The 17,198-nt window shown below is 64.5% G+C and carries 15 protein-coding genes; 5 read left to right on the top strand and 10 right to left on the bottom strand.

Translation table 11 applies throughout. The features are described from left to right. Window positions 1-11 precede the first annotated feature (11 nt). On the bottom strand, window positions 12-4,184 hold the full coding sequence (locus VL52_RS23215; protein ID WP_052729217.1) for a PAS domain S-box protein: 4,173 nt from the start codon (window positions 4,182-4,184) through the stop codon (window positions 12-14). Between the two features lie 239 nt (window positions 4,185-4,423). On the opposite strand from VL52_RS23215, the gene VL52_RS08150 reads away from it, so the two are divergent. After that, entirely contained in the window at window positions 4,424-5,248 is an 825-nt protein-coding gene (locus VL52_RS08150; RefSeq protein ID WP_046156569.1) for a hypothetical protein, read from the top strand. A 58-nt stretch (window positions 5,249-5,306) separates the two neighbouring features. On the opposite strand, the gene VL52_RS08145 is transcribed toward VL52_RS08150, so the two are convergent. Further along, entirely contained in the window at window positions 5,307-5,930 is a 624-nt protein-coding gene (locus VL52_RS08145; protein ID WP_046156568.1) for an FMN-binding negative transcriptional regulator, read from the bottom strand. A 109-nt stretch (window positions 5,931-6,039) separates the two neighbouring features. Between VL52_RS08145 and gntR the strand changes: the two genes are divergently transcribed. The 3 genes from gntR (at window position 6,040) to VL52_RS08130 (ending at window position 9,097) form a co-directional block, all read left to right on the top strand. Beyond that, entirely contained in the window at window positions 6,040-7,059 is a 1,020-nt protein-coding gene (gene gntR, locus VL52_RS08140) for an HTH-type transcriptional regulator GntR (RefSeq protein ID WP_046156567.1), read from the top strand. 183 nt (window positions 7,060-7,242) lie between these two features. After that, window positions 7,243-7,743, top strand: a complete 501-nt coding sequence (locus VL52_RS08135) for a gluconokinase (RefSeq protein WP_046156566.1) — start codon at window positions 7,243-7,245, stop codon at window positions 7,741-7,743. A 46-nt stretch (window positions 7,744-7,789) separates the two neighbouring features. Then, a complete protein-coding gene (locus VL52_RS08130) occupies window positions 7,790-9,097 on the top strand; it encodes an MFS transporter (protein WP_046156565.1) in 1,308 nt (435 codons plus the stop codon). A gap of 34 nt (window positions 9,098-9,131) precedes the next feature. On the opposite strand, the gene VL52_RS08125 is transcribed toward VL52_RS08130, so the two are convergent. The 8 genes from VL52_RS08125 to VL52_RS08090 all read right to left on the bottom strand — a co-directional run bounded on the left by VL52_RS08125 (window position 9,132) and on the right by VL52_RS08090 (window position 15,387). Further along, window positions 9,132-9,869: a hypothetical protein gene (locus VL52_RS08125; protein WP_046156564.1), complete on the bottom strand. Its 738-nt coding sequence runs from the start codon at window positions 9,867-9,869 to the stop codon at window positions 9,132-9,134. A 155-nt stretch (window positions 9,870-10,024) separates the two neighbouring features. Beyond that, window positions 10,025-10,474 (bottom strand): dihydroneopterin triphosphate diphosphatase, encoded by a 450-nt coding sequence (gene nudB, locus VL52_RS08120; protein WP_046156563.1) that lies wholly within the window; start codon window positions 10,472-10,474, stop codon window positions 10,025-10,027. Beyond that, complete coding sequence (locus tag VL52_RS08115; RefSeq protein ID WP_046156562.1) at window positions 10,475-11,095, bottom strand: response regulator transcription factor; 621 nt, start codon at window positions 11,093-11,095, stop codon at window positions 10,475-10,477. 9 nt (window positions 11,096-11,104) lie between these two features. Next, window positions 11,105-12,394 (bottom strand): mechanosensitive ion channel family protein, encoded by a 1,290-nt coding sequence (locus VL52_RS08110; RefSeq protein WP_052729216.1) that lies wholly within the window; start codon window positions 12,392-12,394, stop codon window positions 11,105-11,107. 40 nt (window positions 12,395-12,434) lie between these two features. Continuing rightward, entirely contained in the window at window positions 12,435-13,127 is a 693-nt protein-coding gene (lolD, locus tag VL52_RS08105; RefSeq protein ID WP_046156561.1) for a lipoprotein-releasing ABC transporter ATP-binding protein LolD, read from the bottom strand. Beyond that, complete coding sequence (locus VL52_RS08100; protein WP_046156560.1) at window positions 13,120-14,358, bottom strand: lipoprotein-releasing ABC transporter permease subunit; 1,239 nt, start codon at window positions 14,356-14,358, stop codon at window positions 13,120-13,122. The genes lolD and VL52_RS08100 overlap by 8 nt, the downstream gene beginning before the upstream one ends. Window positions 14,359-14,369: 11 nt before the next feature. Beyond that, entirely contained in the window at window positions 14,370-14,591 is a 222-nt protein-coding gene (locus tag VL52_RS08095) for a hypothetical protein (protein ID WP_046156559.1), read from the bottom strand. A gap of 61 nt (window positions 14,592-14,652) precedes the next feature. After that, window positions 14,653-15,387, bottom strand: coding sequence for a C40 family peptidase (locus tag VL52_RS08090; protein ID WP_046156558.1), 735 nt, complete (start codon window positions 15,385-15,387; stop codon window positions 14,653-14,655). 123 nt (window positions 15,388-15,510) lie between these two features. Between VL52_RS08090 and VL52_RS08085 the strand changes: the two genes are divergently transcribed. Continuing rightward, window positions 15,511-17,130 carry an ABC1 kinase family protein gene (locus VL52_RS08085; RefSeq protein WP_235429242.1) on the top strand — a complete coding sequence of 540 codons (1,620 nt, stop codon included), beginning with the start codon at window positions 15,511-15,513 and terminating at the stop codon, window positions 17,128-17,130. Window positions 17,131-17,198: the final 68 nt, after the last annotated feature.

Raw genomic sequence — 17,198 nt, 5'->3', positions numbered from 1 at the left:
GGTAAACAGGATCAGGAGGCTTCGTCCGCCAATTGCTGCCAAGTCTCGTCCTGCTCCCACCGGCGGCACCAGTCCATCACCTTGTCGGCCTCCATCGGCCGGGCGATGCCGAAACCCTGGGCGTAGCGGCAGCCAAGCCGGCGCAGCAGCGCGGCGTGCTCCATCGTCTCCACGCCTTCGGCGATCGCCTTGCGGGCGAAAATGGAAGCCAGCTCGATCACGCCCTCGACGATTCGCCTGTCGTCCAGACTGTCTATCATGTCGTGCACGAAACTATTGTCTATCTTCAGCGCATCCACCGGCAGGCGGCGCAGGTGGGTCAGCGACGCGTGGCCGGTGCCGAAATCGTCCAGCGCGAAATGCACGCCCAGTTCGCGGCAGCGCTGCAACACCCGTATGGTTTGCTCGACGTCGCCGGCCCCGCTCTCCACGATTTCCAGCTCCAGATGCCAGGGCGGGACGTTGGGATAGCGCCCCAGCACGGTGGACAATTGCTGGCTGAAATCGGCGCGCAGCAGGTAATTGGTGCTGACATTGGTGCTGATCTTGACGTGGAAGCCGGCCTCCGCCCACCGTGAAACCTGGCTGAGAGCGGCATCCAGCACCCACAGGCCGAAGGCGGCCTCCAGTTCATTGCCGGACAGGTGGGGCAGGAATTCCGCCGGCGCCAACAGCCCGCGCCTGGGGTGGCGCCAACGGATCAGCGCCTCCACGCCGATGATCTCGCCGCTCTGCAAATCCACCACCGGCTGGTAGAACAGCGTGAACTCCTCGCGGACCAGCGCCTGGCGCAGCAGCTCCAGGAACTGGCGGTGCTCCTGCGCCTTGCGGTCGTTTTCCGGATCGAACAGCTGGTAACGGTTCTTGCCGGCATTCTTGGCCAGATACATCGCCTGATCTGCATGGCGCAGCAGCGTATCCGGATCGACATTGTCCTGCGGGTACAGGCTGACGCCTATGCTGGCGGTGACGCCGACATCCGCGTCGCCCAACAGCATTGGCCTCGACACCGTCACCAGCACCCGGTCCAGCACCAGCATGCATTCCTCGGGCGATGCCACTTCCGACAGCAGCACCACGAACTCGTCGCCGCCCAGCCGCGCCAGCGTGTCGTCGCCGCGCAAGATGGCCTTGAGATTGTTGCTCACCGTCATCAGCAGTTGGTCCCCCGCCGCATGGCCGTACTTGTCGTTGACCGCCTTGAAGCCGTCCAAATCCAGAAAGCAAACCGCGCAGGACTTGCCGCTGCGGTTGGCCCGTACGATGGCCTGCCGCAGCCGGTCGGACAGCAAACGGCGGTTGGGCACGCCGGTCAAGGGATCATAGTGCGCGACGCGATCCAGTTCGGCCTCATGCTGCTTGAGCTGGGTGATGTCGGAGAAAATGCCGATATAGTGCTGCACCTGCCCTTGTTCGTCGCGCACCACGGAAATCGACAGCAGTTCGGCGTAGAGCTCGCCGTTCTTGCGGCGGTTCCACAGTTCGCCGCGCCAGAAATCGTGCCCCTTGACCGAGCTCCACAACTCCTCGTAGAAACTGGTAGGCTGCTTGCCGGAAGACAGCAGGCTGGGCCTCTGCCCGATCGCCTCCTCGGCGTTGTAGCCGGTGATGCGGGAGAAGGCGTTGTTGACCTTGGTGATCACGCCGTCCGGGTTCACCATCAGGATGCCTTCATAACTGCTGTCGAACACCGCGGCGGCTTCCTTCTGCGCCTGCTCGAACACCTTGCGCTCGGTGATGTCGGTGTGGGTGCCGGACATCATCAGCGGCTCGCCATTGTCATCCCGCTCCACCACCCGGCCGCGCGACAGTATCCAGCGCCAATCTCCGCCGCGGGTCCGGCAACGCACTTCCACCTCATGGCTGCTCAATTCGCCGCGCAGATTGCGCTGGATGGAATCCCGGGTTTGGGCCACGTCGTCCGGGTGCAGATGCTCGTACCAGTTGTCCGCGGTGATGTGCATCTCGCCGGGGCCATAGCCCAGCATGCTTTCCCAACGCGGACTGATCTGGAAGCGGTTGGTTTTCAGGTTCCAGTCCCAGAAGCCCTGGTCGGAGCCGGCGATCACCCGCGCCAGCTGGCGCTCGCGGTCGCGCAGTTCCTGCTCGGCGCGATGCTGCTCGGTCAGGTCGCGGCCGAAGGCGATGTAACGGCCGTCTTTCATCCTGCCTGAGGTCAGATCCACGTTGACCCCGCCGCCCTTCTTCAGCCTCAGCTTCCATTCGGAGCGCAGGAAGGGGCCGTTATTGATCTTGGCCAGATGCTCGGCCAAAAGACCCAGGAACTCCGGGGCCACCAAGTCGTGGATGTGCATTTCGCGCAACTCGTCCAGGCTATGCCCGGTCAGGCGGCAGGCGGCGGGGTTGGCGAAGATGAAGTAGCCATCCACGTCGGTGACCCAGATCGCGTCGCCGGCTTCGTTCAGCACCAGCCGGAGATCTTCGTCGGCGCGCTTGCGCTCGGTGATGTCGGACAGATTGCCGACCAATCTCACCGCGCCGCCGCGCTCGTCCCACTCCACCGCGCGGCCCCGCACCTGAAGCCAGCGCACGCCCTCGTCCTGCTTGGCCAGCCGGAAATCGATTTCTATCTTCGGGCTCTTGCCTCGGCGATGCGCCTCTATCGCCTGCAACACATAAGGCAGGTCGGCCGGATGCACCATCCGGCGAAAGAAACGGAAGTCTCCGCTGTCCTCCTCCGGCTGGGCGCCGGTCACCTCGTAGTAACGGGGCGAGCGGTACACCTTGCCGCTGCGCAAATCCCAATCCCAGAATCCATCGCTGGTAGCCTCGGCCACCAATTGCAGCCGGGATTCGCTGGCCTTGACCTGCATGGCCATCTGCTTGCGCTCGGTGATGTCCTGCATGGTGCCGTAAAGCCCGGTGATGACGCCCTCCTCGCCGCGCCGCGCCTCTCCCCGCATCGTCAGCCAGCGGCTTTCGCCATCCGCGCGCAGCAATTCCACATCGCACTCGTAGCCCATGCCCACCAGCTTGCAGCGTTCTATCGCCTCCGACAGCTGCTCCCAGCCCTCGTCGCTGAAAAATCGCCGCATCGCCGGATAGCCGGGCGGCCCGAAACGTTCGGCCAGGCCGAACAGGCGATAGGCCTCAGGCGACCAGTAATGCCGGTCTTCAGCCAAATCCCAGCTCCAGCTGCCTATGCCGGCCAGCTGCTGCGCCTGCTGCAACATGGATTCGCTGTCGCGCAATAGCTGTTCGGCCTGCTTTTGCCGGGTGACATCGCGCGAGATGCCGAATAATCCACCCAGTTGCCCCGCGCTGTTGTAGACCGGCCCCTTGGTCACCAGAAACACCATCCGCTCGCCATTTTGCAGCACCAGGCACTCCTCGTGGGTCTGCACCCGGCCGCTTTGCATGATCAGCCGATCCTGAACGATCAACTCCTTCGCGGTTTCCTCGTCGAACAGCTCCCAATCGTCCTTGCCTATCACCTCGCGGTTGGACTTGCCGACGAAGGCCAGCGCCGCGTGATTGACCAGCAGGTAGCGCCCCTGCACGTCCTTGACGAACACCGCGTCGGAGGTGCTGGTCACCACGGCGTCCAGCAGCGCCCGGTGCATGACGCCGCGCTCCAGCGCCAAGCGCAGCAGTTCGCTGAGCAGGCTCACCGCCAAGCCATTCAAGGTCAGAAACAACAGCTGCAGCTTGCTGTGCCATGGTGTTTGCGCGGCATGCAGATGGGGCTCGGCCACTAGGTCGACGGCCAGCACCGCCAGCACGGTGGCCAGCAAGCCGGGGCCAAGTCCCCCCATGCAAGCCCCCAGGATGATGGGAAGCATGAACAGGATCAACATCGGATGTTCGCTCAGATCCGGCCCCATCAGGAACTGCCGCAACGCCAGCGCGCCGCCCAGCAACGCCAGCACCACCGGGTAGGCAAGCCAGTTGGTCCAACGCTCCGACCGCACGCCATTGGCCAGACTACCCAGCCAAAACAGTTGCATGCCGTTATCGCCGGACGGCACCGCCCGCAATGCCATCAACAGCAGAACCGAGGTCACCAGAACGAAGAAAATGCCCTTGGCTATGGAAAGGGAAACCACTCGGGAAATATCCAGTCCGGCCAGCAATTGGTCGGAGAAAAAGATCCAGGCCAGCGCGAACAGCGCGTAACAGGGCACCGCCAGCAGAATGAATCTGGTCCGCGCGTTGCTTGCCATAGAGAGCCCCCTGAGCCCGGCGCCGGCCGGGTCTGTCGTCCTCCGCGCCGCGTTGCCGGCGGAGTCTTGTCGAACTTACGCCGAAACGGACGGCATGCCATCCGTTTCGTTTGGATTCGTTCCTTACAGGTATAGCATTCGCCTTGCCCCCTGCCGCGGCGGGAAGACAAACAGGCATTCAAATCATCCTAGTCTGAACTATGCTGAGCGAAGAACCGTTGTCGCGAGAGGAACCGGGGATGGAGTTTCTGTTCGATCTGGATGATCCCCTGCAGTGTCTGGAGCATATCTACCAGTTTCTGAGTCCGATGGTAGTGGCCTTTCATCCGAAAAAAAGCGCCGGCCGCACCGGCCCCTGCTTCGGCAGCGGCCTGCTGCTGAGCTACCGGGGCGAAAAGTTCATCGTCACATCCGAAGCCGTGCTGTCCGCCGCCTGCGTCAATCACGGCCAGAACGTGGTGGCCAGCAATGGCTCGCGGCAATGGCCGCTGCTGCAGCTGCGTTGCGCCAGTCCGCAGCACCTGGACCTGGCTGCGATACACCTGCCGGCCGACTGGCTGGCGCGCCACCCGGTGGAGAACTGTTTCGAGCTGGATTACGGCACCCTGCCCGATCCGATGGCCAGCGCCTTCACCCTGTTGCTGGGCTATCCGGTCAGCAACGGCCGCCCCGCCGGCCAGCTCAATTCGGCGATAGGCGTGGTATCCCGGCCATACAGCAGCAATACCCGCCGCAACCAGGTGGTTCAGCCCTTGTTCGTGGAATTCGACAGCCGCGACATCCTCAGCCGCTGCCGGCTGGACAAGTCGACGCTGCAGGCCTTTTACCAGTTGGGCGGCGCGCCGGCCATCAGCCTGTACCACTCGTTCCAGCAGGACAGCAATCGTCTGACCGCCTACCTGCAAGGCGTGGTGGTGGAATGGGACCATGCCCGCATCGGCGCCACCGTCACCTCGTCCGCGCTGCTATCCGGCTTCTTGGATAGCTTCCTGCTGCGGCTTAGGCAGGACGGCGAGGCCGCGCCGCCGGAACTGGCCGAACTGCTCGCCCGCTTCCGCCACTAAGGCCGCAGGCGCCATCTCGCAGCGCGCCGGCGCAGGCCGCGCGCGATCGAGACTCCGCTTAGCTGGGCATCTCGCCGGCCAGCGCCCTGGCGCGCTCATCGCCGCTGCCCGCCAGGCCCGCGCGCACGCTCAGCCGGGTCGCTTCGTCCTGGTTCTGGCTGAGCTTGTACTTGCCGTCCAGCCGGCTCACCGTCAACTCTATGCCGACGATGGCGCGCAGCATCTTGTCCAGATAGTCGGCTGGCGCGTCGGTCACTTGCCAGGGCAAGGGGAAAGCCGCCTCGCGCCGGACGGTCAATTCTTCCAGCAGTCGCCGCAGCCATTGTGGATCGTCCACCGCCCGCAGCCGCCCCCTGGCGTGCGCCACCATATAGTTCCAGGTGGGCACCACCTTGCCGTGCTCGGCCTTGGCCGGGTACCACGACGGGGTGATGTAGGCGTCGTCGCCCTGGAACACAGCCAGCGCTTGCGGCTCCGCCTCCAGCAGCCGCCACAAGGGATTGGCCCGCGCCACGTGGCCTCTCAGCCTCAACGCGCCGCCCTCCTCCACCGCCAGCAGCGGCAGGTGGTTGGCCAGCGGGCCGTCCTCGCCGTTGATCGCCACGGTGGCCAGCGGCCGGGCGCGAATCAGGCTCAACAAAACGGCTGGATCGGCCTCGACGAAATGGCTGGGCTGGTACATGATGGGCTCCCGGGAAAAATCACCACATTACAAGCAGGCCTCATCGCTCGGCAAGCGCTCCCGCCGCGATACAATGACAACAGTATTGCCAATCCATTTCGAGAAACCCATGCCCAGAAAACCGCGCGTCCGCTCCGGCAGCGGCGTCACCATGCACGACGTGGCCAAGGCGGCCGGCGTCAGCGCCATCACCGTGTCCCGGGTGCTGAATCAACCGCAGCAGGTTTCCGAAGCGCTGCGCGAAAAAGTGATGCAGGCGGTCGACGCGCTAGCCTATGTGCCCAGCCGCTCCGCCAGCACGCTGGCCTCGGCGAGATCGAGGACGGTGCTGGTGCTGATCCCCTCGCTGGCCAACACCGTGTTCCTGGAGACGCTGGCCGGCATCGAAACGGTGCTGGACGCCGCCGGCTACCAGATGCTGATCGGCAACAGCCATTACGACGCCGGCCAGGAACTGCAGCTGCTGCGCGCCTATCTGCAGCACCGGCCCGACGGCGTGCTGATCACCGGCCTCAGCCACGCCGAGCCATTCGAGCGCATTCTTTGCCAACACGCGCTGCCGGCGGTCTACATGATGGATCTCGCCGACGACGGCCGCTGTTGCGTCGGCTTTTCGCAGGAGGAGGCCGGTGCCGCCATCACCCGCCACCTGCTGTCGCGCGGCAAGCGCCGCATCGGCTTTCTCGGCGCCCAGCTGGACGAACGGGTGATGAAACGCCTGGAAGGCTACCGCGCGGCGCTGGACGCGGCCGGTTGCCGCGACGCCGGACTGGAATGGCTGGACCCTCAGCCCTCCAGCATGCAGATGGGCGCCGACATGCTGGACGCGGCGCTGGCGCAGCGTCCGGACTGCGACGCGCTGTTCTGCTGCAACGACGACCTGGCGATCGGCGCGCTGTCGCGCAGCCAGCAGCTGGGGCTGGATGTGCCGGAGAGGCTGGCCATCGCAGGCTTCAACGACCTGCAGCCGTCGGCCTGGTGCACGCCCACGCTGACCACGGTGGCTACGCCGCGCCGCGACATCGGCGTCCATGCCGCCCAGGCCTTGCTGAAGCTGATCGACGGCGAGGAGCCGGAATCGCGCCGCGCCGACCTGGGCTTCCAGCTGATGCTGCGCCGCAGCAGCTGAAATCCCCCGCCCGCGCGGCTTTCAGCCTCAGGCCTCGATGTTGCTATCCCACTACAGCGCCGCGCGGACAAAACGCAAAACTTGATCCAACTGCTTGTTGTGAACTTTTTGTTAGCGCTAACATCAGTGTCATTCAGCCGGCCCTGTTCCGGCTATCCTTCCACATGAAATGTTAGCGCTAACATGAAAAACGGCAATATCGTGGTGATGGGCGTGGCCGGCTGCGGCAAAAGCAGCGTGGGCCGCCTGCTGGCCGAGGCGATCGGCGCCAGCTTCATCGAAGGCGACAGCTTCCACCCTCCCGAGAACATCGCGCGGATGCGAGAAGGCATTCCGCTGAACGACGACGACCGCGCCGGCTGGCTGGCCAATTTGGCAGGCAAGCTGCGCCAGGGCCGCGAGAGCGGCGAACCCATGGTGCTGGCCTGCTCGGCGCTCAAGCGCCGCTACCGCGACGTGCTGCGCGGCGGCGATCCTGGCCTGCGCTTCGTCCATTTGTTCGGCGACAAGGCGCTGATCGCCGAGCGCATGCGCGAGCGCAGCGGCCACTTCATGCCGGAAAGCTTGCTGGACAGCCAGTTCCGCGATCTGGAGGCCCCCGGCGCCGACGAAGCCGCGATTCCCTGCGACGTCGCCCTGCCGCCAGACGCGCTGCTGCGGCGCATCCTGGCGGAGCTGGACTGAACCCAACCGTTTCAACGCAAAGGCAGTATCAAAGAGGAGAACAACAATGAACGCCCCGTCCCCGCAACAATTCAAGGTTCCCGCCCGCCGCTGGCGCATAGGCTGGCTGCTGGGCATCGGCATCCTGGTCAATTACTTCGACCGCATCAGCCTGTCGGTGGCCGCGCCGCAGTTGCAGCAGGAGTTCGGCCTCAGCAACGGCGAGCTGGGCCTGTTGTTCAGCGCCTTCTTCTGGAGCTACGCGCTGCTGCAGATTCCCACCGGCGTGATTCTGGACCGCTTCGGCACCACCCGCATCGGCCGCCTGGGCGCGCTGCTATGGGGCGTGGCCGCCACTCTCACCGCCTGCGCCGGCGGCTTCGCCGGCATCTTCGCCGCCCGCATGCTGCTGGGCGTCGCCGAAGCGCCGGGCTTCCCGGTCAGCTCCAAGGCCACCGGCTACTGGTTTCCCCGCCGCGAGCGGGCGATGGCCACCGCCATCTTCGACGCCGCCGCCAAGTTCTCCAATGTGATCGGCGTGCCGATGGTCGCCTTGGCAGTGGTGCACCTGGGCTGGCGCTGGGGCTTCGGCGTGTCCGCCATCCTGAGCGTGCTGTACTTCATCGCCTTCTATCTGATCTACCGCGACCCCAGCGCCGACAAAAACCTGAGCGAAGCCGAGCGCCAATACATCGTCCAGGGCGGCGCGGCCGAGGAAGGCGTCAGCCAGCAAAGCTCGATGGCGATGCTGGGCTACCTGCTGCGCCAGCGCAAGGTGTGGGGCCTGTCCATCGGCTTCGCCGCCTACGGCTACGTGTTCTACCTGTTTTTGACCTGGCTGCCCGGCTACCTGGTGCAGGCGATGCACATGGACATCCTGAAATCTGCGTGGTTTTCCGCCATTCCGTGGATGTTCGCCACTCTGTCCGACCTGTTTGTCGGCGGCTGGCTGATCGACAAGCTGATCGCCCGCGGCCACGATGAAACCCGCGTGCGCAAGACGGTCCTGCTGTGCGGGATGGCCATGGGCATGGCGGTGTTCGGCGCCACCACGACCACCGATCCCTACATCGCCATCATCTGGATCACCATCGCGCTCAGCGGCCTGGCCGCCGCCGCCCCGGTGGGCTGGTCGCTGCCGTCCTTGATCGCGCCGCGCGGCGGCACCGGCACCGTCGGCGGCATCATGAATTTCGCCAACAACATGATGGGCGCGGTCGCTCCCATCGTCACCGGCTTCATTGTCGGCGCCACCCACTCCTTCGCCAACGCCTTCATGGTGGCCGGCTTCATGCTGGTGATCGGCATCCTGGCCTTCGTCTTCCTGCTGGGCCGCATCGAACAACTGCCCGAGCCCGGCGCAGTTGCAGACTAGGGCACGTTTAGCAGGCTCTGCGCTTGCCGTCTCCTCACTTGCCGCACAAATCGCGCGGTTTGGGAGTCGGCGGCGCAGGCTTGGGATGCGATTTAGTCGATGCGCCGCCGCAAAATTGGTTGACTTGCACCATGAGCTGGCCAGCGGCGCCTTTGACAAGGGGCTCGTCCTTCTTATCATCCAAAAACTTGTCGATCAGCTTTTTCGCCGCTTCGACCATGATTTCCTTCCCCCCTTCCACAGCATGCGTCAATAACTCCGACTTCAATGCCGAGGCATCCTTCGCCATGATCGCGCCTGCCGCGGCGAATTTATCGATCAAGGAAACCAACCCGGAAAGCGGAATCGCGCCCTTCTTCGGTGCCCCGCCTCCCTCCGGATAAGACTCCACTGCCAGACGCAGCAAGATCAAACCGTCCTTTCCCGCAATCTGCGGCTCCATGCTTCCCGCCACGCCAGCAGTCTTCGCGTCCCGAGCGTTGTTGGCAGCCTGCTCTGACGCAGCTCTCGACTCCGCTTTCGCCTCGCGCTCAATTCGCAACTGGAAAAACGCCAATCCATAATGAGCAGCGGCGCATAGCAAAACTATCAGCAGCAGGGCCCTCCACATCGACCGAATCAAATCCTGCACGATGTCCAAGCGCATCGTTCTCGCGTTTTCCACTTCAGCAGCGCGCTCCCGTCCTACCTTAAACTGCGCCTCGAGAACTGCCAGTCTCTCGGAAAGCTCCAATTCGCGCTTTGAACTTCTTTCCTCTTCGCGTTCCTGCATCGCCAGCCTCCATCATTTGGATCATTCCAGAATATGCATTTAATTTTGAAATCATTCTTTCATGCCAAAAGCATCAAGAAAAGCCATATTCACAAGGCATAAAAAAGAAAACCCGCCGAAGCGGGTGGAAGGAGATGGACGGAGGGGCAATCGGCTCAGCTCTCCAGCCCCAGCTTCTTCGGCAGCATGCGCAGCGCCTCGGCGTTGGATGGCGAGAACGCCAGCTCGGCGGCCTCATCCCACGGCAGCCAGCGGTAGCCCAGATGCTCGCGCGGCGCCAGCGCCACCTCGCAGGGCTCGGGCAGCAGCAGGCCGAATACATGCTCGTCGTTGTGGGTGACGCCTTCCGGGTAGCGATGGCGCCAGTGCTGGTAGATTTCGTAGCGATTGACCAGATGCCAGTCGCTCAGTTCGAAACGGGACGCGTCCAGGCCGGTTTCCTCCGCCACTTCGCGGCGGGCGGTGTCGATCAGGTCTTCGCCGCCCTCGCGGCTGCCGGTCACCGACTGCCAGTAGCCCGGCTTGTCGGCCCGCTCCATCAGCAAGGCCCGTCCATCGCGGCTGTGTATCACCACCAGCACCGACACCGGCTGCTTGCTGCCCATTTAAAGCTTGCCTCCCTGGGCCCCGGGCGCGGCCAGCATGCCGGCCAGCTCCACTGCCGATTTCACGCCCATCTTCTCGAACACCCGCGAACGGTGGACCTCCACTGTCTTCATGCTGATGCTGAGCTCCTCGGCGATCTGCTTGTTCAGCTTGCCGGCCAGGATCAGCTGCATCACCTCGCGCTCGCGCTCGGTCAGCAGCGCCAGCGCCGCCGACACCTTGCGCTGCAAGCCGTGGCGCTGGCGGTTCTGCTCGTCCAGCTCCACCGCCGCCGCCGCGCGCTCAAGCAGGCGCACGTCGTCGAACGGCTTCTCGATGAAATCGAGCGCGCCCAGCTTCAGCGCCGCCACCGCGTGCGGCACGTCGCCGTGCGCGGTCAGCATGATCACCGGCGGGCAGTACGGCCACAACGCCAGCTTCTCCAGCAGCACGATGCCGCTGATGCCGGACAGGCGCAGGTCCAGCACGATGCCGTTGTAGTCATGGCCGTTGCCGGCGGCCAGGAAGGCCTCGCCGCTGTCGAAGCCGTCGGCGCGGTAGCCCTGGCCGTCCAGCAGCCACAGCAGCGACTGCCGCACCGCCTCGTCGTCGTCGATGATGGCCAGTCGTTTCGCGCTCATGATGCCTCCTCAGCCCTGCTGCGCCGGCTGGTCGCCAACGATGCGCACTTCCCGCTGCGGGAAGGGGATTTCGATATTGTGCTGCTTGAACAGCCGCCAGATGGCCAGGTTGATGTCCGATTTCAGGCCCATGAAGCCGTTTTCCGGATCCGCCACCCAGAAACCCAGCTCCAGATTGATGCCGCTGTCGGCGAACAGGGTGACGAAGGCGTTGGCGCCCGGATTCTTCAGCACGCGCGGATGGTCCGACGCCTGCTTGAGCAGGCTGAGCGCCAGGTCCAGATCCGTGCCGTAGGCCACCTGCACCGGCAGGCTGGTCCACATATTGCGGTCGGAGTACGACTGGTTGATCACGGTGTTTGAGATCAGCGCGTCGTTCGGGATCAGCGCCTCGGTGCCGTCGGCGCCCTTCAACACCACGTAGCGCGAGGTCATCTTGGTCACGTAGCCGACGCGGTTTTCCACCATCAGCCGGTCGCCGATGCGGATCGAATGGTCGAGCAGGATGATGAAGCCGGACACGAAATTGCTGGCGATCTTCTGCAAACCGAAACCCAGACCGATACCCACCGCGCCGCCGAACACCGACAACACGGTCAGATCGATGCCCACCACCGGCAGCGCGATCAGCACCGCGGCCACCACCAGACCGGTGCGGGTCAGCTTGGCGAACACGATGCGCAAGTTGGAATCGAGGTGCTTGAGCTTCATGATGCGGGCTTCGAGCAGGCGGCTGGCCCACAGCGCCACCACCACGATCACCGTCACCCACAGCAGGCCGTTGAGGATGGTCAGCAGATCCAGCCGGGTCTTGCCGACGTGGAAGGAGATCGACTCCAGCCAATCCATCACCGCCACGTCGAAGCCTATGGTCCAGCTGACGAAGCCCAGCCACAAGGCCGAGGCCAGAAAGTGCTCGGAATGCCGCTCGAAGCGGCTATGCGGGAAGGCTTGGCGCACCACCGCCGTGCACAGCCGGATCACCGCCAGCCAGAACAGCAGCGCGCTCAGGATGTGCAGCACCAGCATCGGCGCATGCTCCAGCCGGCCCCAGGTGAAGCTGGCCAGCACCACCAGCACCTGGGCCGACACCGGCAACACCAGCCGGAAGCCGGTATAAGGCAGGAACTGGTCGTAGCGCTCCGGGTTGTGGGCAAACCAGTAGCGATACAGCCGGCGGGCCAGCGCATAGGCGGCGATCACGCACATCAGGCCCAGCGCCAGCTCGATCAGGCCGTTCTTGGTCTGCAGCGCGTCAAGCAGCGCGAAAAAATTCATTTCCTTGCGGATGAACAGCAATGTCCGACTCCTTGGTCAAAACGCGGCGGGCAAGCCGCCGTCAGGCAGAAACGGCATCCGACGCCGCCAGCCGGCCTTCGTTCAGCCGCAGCACCCGCTGGGTGCGGCCGGCCAGTTCCAGGTCATGGGTGACGATGATCAGGCTGGTGCCCAGCGTGCGGTTCAATTCCAGCATCAGCTCGAACACCTGGCCGGCGGTATGGACGTCCAGATTGCCGGTGGGCTCGTCGGCCAGCAGGCAGGCAGGCTGCGTCACCAGCGCGCGGGCGATGGCGGCGCGTTGGCGCTCGCCGCCGGACAACTCGCCCGGCTTGTGCTCCAGGCGCTTGCCCAGCCCTACCTTCTCCAGCATTTCTCCGGCGCGGCGGGCCGCCTCGCCCTTGTCCATCCGGCGGATCAGCAACGGCATCATCACGTTTTCCAGCGCGGTGAATTCCGGCAGCAGGTGGTGGAACTGGTAGACGAAGCCCATCGACTCGTTGCGCAGCCTGCCGCGCTCGGTCTCGGACAGCGTGGACAGGTCGCGGCCCAGCACCTCCACCGCGCCGGAGGTCGGCGTGTCCAGCCCGCCCAGCAGATGCAGCAACGTGCTTTTGCCGGAGCCGGACGCGCCGACGATGGCCAGGTGCTCGCCCTTGCCCACTTCCAGATTGACGTCGGCCAGCACGTCCAGCGCCAGCTTGCCTTCCTGGTAGCGTTTGCCGAGCGAGCGGCAGCTCAATACCTTATTCATAGCGCAGGGCCTCCGCCGGTTGGGTGCGCGAGGCGCGCCAGCTGGGATACAGGGTGGCGAACAAGGCCAGCAGCAGTGAAATGATGGTGATGGTGGACACGTCGCCCCACTGCACGTCGGAAGGCAGGTAGTCGATCATGTAGACGTCGCTGGACAGGATCTTGGTGCCGATAATGCGTTCGATCACCGGCACGATCACGTCCAGGTTCAGCGCGATCACCACTCCGCTGGCCACCCCGGCCAGCGTGCCCAGCACGCCGGCCACCGCGCCCTGGATCACGAAGATCTTCATGATGCTGCCGGGCGACGCGCCCAGCGTGCGCAGAATGGCGATGTCGGCCTGCTTGTCGGTCACCACCATCACCAGCGTGGACACCAGGTTGAACGCCGCCACCGCGACGATCAGCGTCAGGATGATGGTCATCATCCGCTTCTCGATCTGCACCGCGCGGAAGTAATTGGCGTTGGTGTCGGTCCAGTCGGTGACCAGCAGTTGCGGCAGTTGCGGCCGCAGCTCGGCCTTCAGCTGCGGTGCCAGCATCGGATCGTCCAGCCGCAGCCGCACGCCGCTGACGGAATCGCCCATCCGCTCCAGCACCTGGGCGTCGCGCAGATTGACCATCGCCAGCGAGGCGTCGAATTCGAACATGTCCACCTTGAAGATGCCCACCACGGTGAACTGCTTGGAGCGCGGCACCATCCCGGCCGGTGTGATATTGCCCTGCGGCGTCATCAGCGTCACCTTGTCACCGACGCCCACGCCCAGCTGGCGCGCCAGCTCCACGCCCAGCGTCATGCCGAAGCTGCCAGGCTTCAGGTCTTCCAGCTTGCCGGACACCATGTGGCGGCCCACGTCCACCACCTTGTTTTCCAGCGCGGGCTCGATGCCGCGCACCAGGCCGCCGCGCACATTGCCGTAGGCGACGAACAGGCCCTGGCTGCTGACGAAGGGCGCCGCCGCCTGCACATGCGGCTGCTTGACCAGCATCGCCTGCGCGTCGCGCCAGCCGGCGAGGCGGCCGTCGTAGCCGCTGACTTCCAGGTGGGAGGCCACGCTGAGGATGCGGCCGCGGATTTCCTTCTGGAACCCGTTCATCACCGACAGCACGATGATCAGCGCCGCCACGCCGAGGGCGATGCCGACGATGGAAATCAGGGAAATGAAGGAGATGAATCCGTTGCGGCGCTTGGCGCGCAGGTAGCGCAGCCCGATAAAGGCTTCAAATGGCATCTCGGGTTTTCTCACTCGGAACGGTAGGGATTGTCCAGGCTCTGCATCATCGCCACCAGGAAGTCGCGCACCTGCCGCTCCTCGCAGCCCATCAGCACCGCGTCCTCGAACGCGTCCTGGGCCATCTGGGCGATTTCCTCCAGGTTCTCGCGCATCACTTTCAGCTTCTCGACGCAGGCGACGACGTTGCCCTCCGGGTCGCGCCATACCGGTATTTCGATTTTCAATGCCATATTCCTGTTCCTGAAAACACGATGCCCGCGAAAAGCGGGCATCGTCGCTCGGCCGGACCGCTCAGTGCCGGCCCTTTTTCTTCTTGCCGACCGATTTCGCCGCCTTTTGCGCCTTGGCGCCCTTCTTGCCTTTGGGCTCGGCCGCCGCCTTGCATTTCCTGCCTTTGCGGCACTTCGACGCTTCCGGCGCCGCGGACGATTTCGCCGCGCTTTTCACGCTGACGTCATCGGAAGTATCGGCGGCCTGCAAGGCGGTGCTACGATTGACCCTGCGCGCGCCATTGTAACGCGCGGTCCAGTAGCTCTGCGACAGGTTCGACACCTCGATGTTCTTGCCGGTTCGCGGCGCGTGGATGAATTTGTTGTTGCCCATGTAGATGCCGACATGGGAGTAATTGCGGCCCAGGGTGTTGAAGAACACCAGGTCGCCCGGCATCAGTTCGCCGCGACCGACCGACTTGCCCACCCGGGCCATTTCGGCCGCGGTGCGCGGCAGGTTCACCCGCAGCGATTTCTGGAACACGTAACGAATGAAGCCGCTGCAGTCCAGGCCGTCGTCCGGCGTGTTGCCACCGAAGCGATAGGCGACGCCCAAGAGGCTCATCGCTTGCAAAAGCAAGTCGCCCACCGCATCCTCTTGCGGAGCGGCGTACTTGGAGATGGGATCGTCCGATTTGTCCGTCGCCGAACTGTCGGCGGCGGCCTTCCCCTCGGTCGGGGCCTTGTCTGGCGCGGCCTGGGCAAAAACCATGAAGCCCGCCAGCGCCAGCGCTGATAAGCGGAGTTGCAATTTCATAGGCCGCACTCTATCGGACGGGACCGGTAGTGTAAAGCCAAGCGGGACGGCGAAAAGCACATGATTCGGGAAACCTTGATTGCAATGCGGGACTTACCGCGGTTAAGAGAAATCAGCGGAATTTTGATCCGTCATGGACTGGGAGAGTTCGCTCAGCGGCTGAAGTTGCCGCGCGCGATGGAAAAGGCCGGAGAATGGCTGAACCTGTCGCTGCCGGAGAACGAATCCGGCCAGCCGACGGCGGTTAGGGTGAGGCTGGCGTTCGAGGAGCTGGGCCCCACTTTCATCAAGCTGGGCCAGATCCTGTCCACCCGCGTGGACGTGTTCCCCCCTGACTGGATAGACGAATTCGAGAAGCTGCAGAACCGGGTGCCGCCGCTGCCGCCGGCCATGGTGCGCAAGCTGATAGTCGACGCGCTGGGCGCCGAGGCCGACCAGCTATTCGCCGAATTCGACATGCAACCGATAGGGGCCGCGTCCATCGCCCAAGTCCACCGGGCGCGCCTGCAGGACGGCAGCGAGGTGGCGGTGAAGCTGCGCCGGCCCGGCATCGCCGACAAGGTGGAGGCCGACCTGCGCATCCTCGCCCATCTGGCCCACCTTCTGGAGCTGGAGTTTCCCGAGCTGCGCCGCTACCAGCCGTCCGGCATCGTCGCCCAGTTCTCGCGCTCGCTGCGCCGCGAGCTGGACCTGGCGATCGAGGCGCGCAATATGGAGCGCTTCGCCCGGGACTTCATCGACGACCCCTTCGTCGAAGTGCCGAGGGTGCATTGGGAATACACCAATGCCGCGGTCAACGTGCAGAGCTACGTCGACGGCGTGCCGGCCAGCGATCTCGCCCGACTGCGCGGCAGCGGCCTGGACCCGGTGCTGCTGGCCCAGCGCGGCGCCGACGCGGTATTGAAGATGATCCTGGTCAACGGCTTCTTCCACGCCGACCCCCACCCCGGCAACGTGTTCTTCCTGGCCGAGCATCGCATCGCCTTCATCGATTTCGGCATGGTCGGCCGCATCAGCCACGTGCGGCGCGACGAAATCGTCGACCTGCTGTCGGCGGTGGCCGAGCACAACGAGCACGGCATCATCGACGTGCTGGTCGAGTGGACCGGCAACACCCCGGTGGACATGCCGAAATTCGCCGACGAGGTCGGCGAATTCATGTTCCAGTACGAACACGTGCCGCTGAAGGGGCTGAACATCAGCCAATTGATCGGCGACATCATGGCGCTGATCCGCAATCACGGCATCGTGCTGCCGCCGGACATGGCGATGCTGTTCAAGGCGCTGGTGACGCTGGAGGGCCTGGGCCGGCAGCTGAACCCGGAATTCCAGCTGGTCGCCCACATCACCCCCTTCGTCAAGGAGCTGATCGTCGCCCGCTACCACCCGGCGGCGCTGCTCAAACGCGGCCGCCAGTCGCTGTCCGAAGGGCTGGAGATGATAGCCGGCCTGCCGCGCGACCTGGTCCGCATCGGCCGCGACATGCGCCACGGCAAGTTCCGCGTCAACCTGGACCTGCAGCGGCTGGACAGCTTCGGCAAGCAGCTGGACCGCAGCAGCAACCGGCTGACCATGGGCATCGTCACCGGCTGCCTGATCATAGGCTCGTCGATCGTGATGACCGTCAACGCCGGTCCCAAGCTGTTCGGCCTGCCCTTCTTCGGCTTCTTCGGCTTCATGCTGGCGCTGTTCAACAGCGTGTGGCTGGTCTGGTCGATCTGGCGCTCGGGCAAGGACTTATAACCACTGGTACGAGCATCGGAACCATTGGCAATACGGGGAACTGCGGCATCAAGTCGGGCGGAGGCGGG

Origin of the sequence: Chromobacterium vaccinii, assembly GCF_000971335.1 — a bacterium.
In the GTDB taxonomy this organism is placed as follows: Bacteria; Pseudomonadota; Gammaproteobacteria; order Burkholderiales; family Chromobacteriaceae; genus Chromobacterium; species Chromobacterium vaccinii.
The sequence above is the reverse complement of the archived record's forward strand: the minus strand, read 5'-3'. Positions and strand labels throughout refer to the sequence as shown.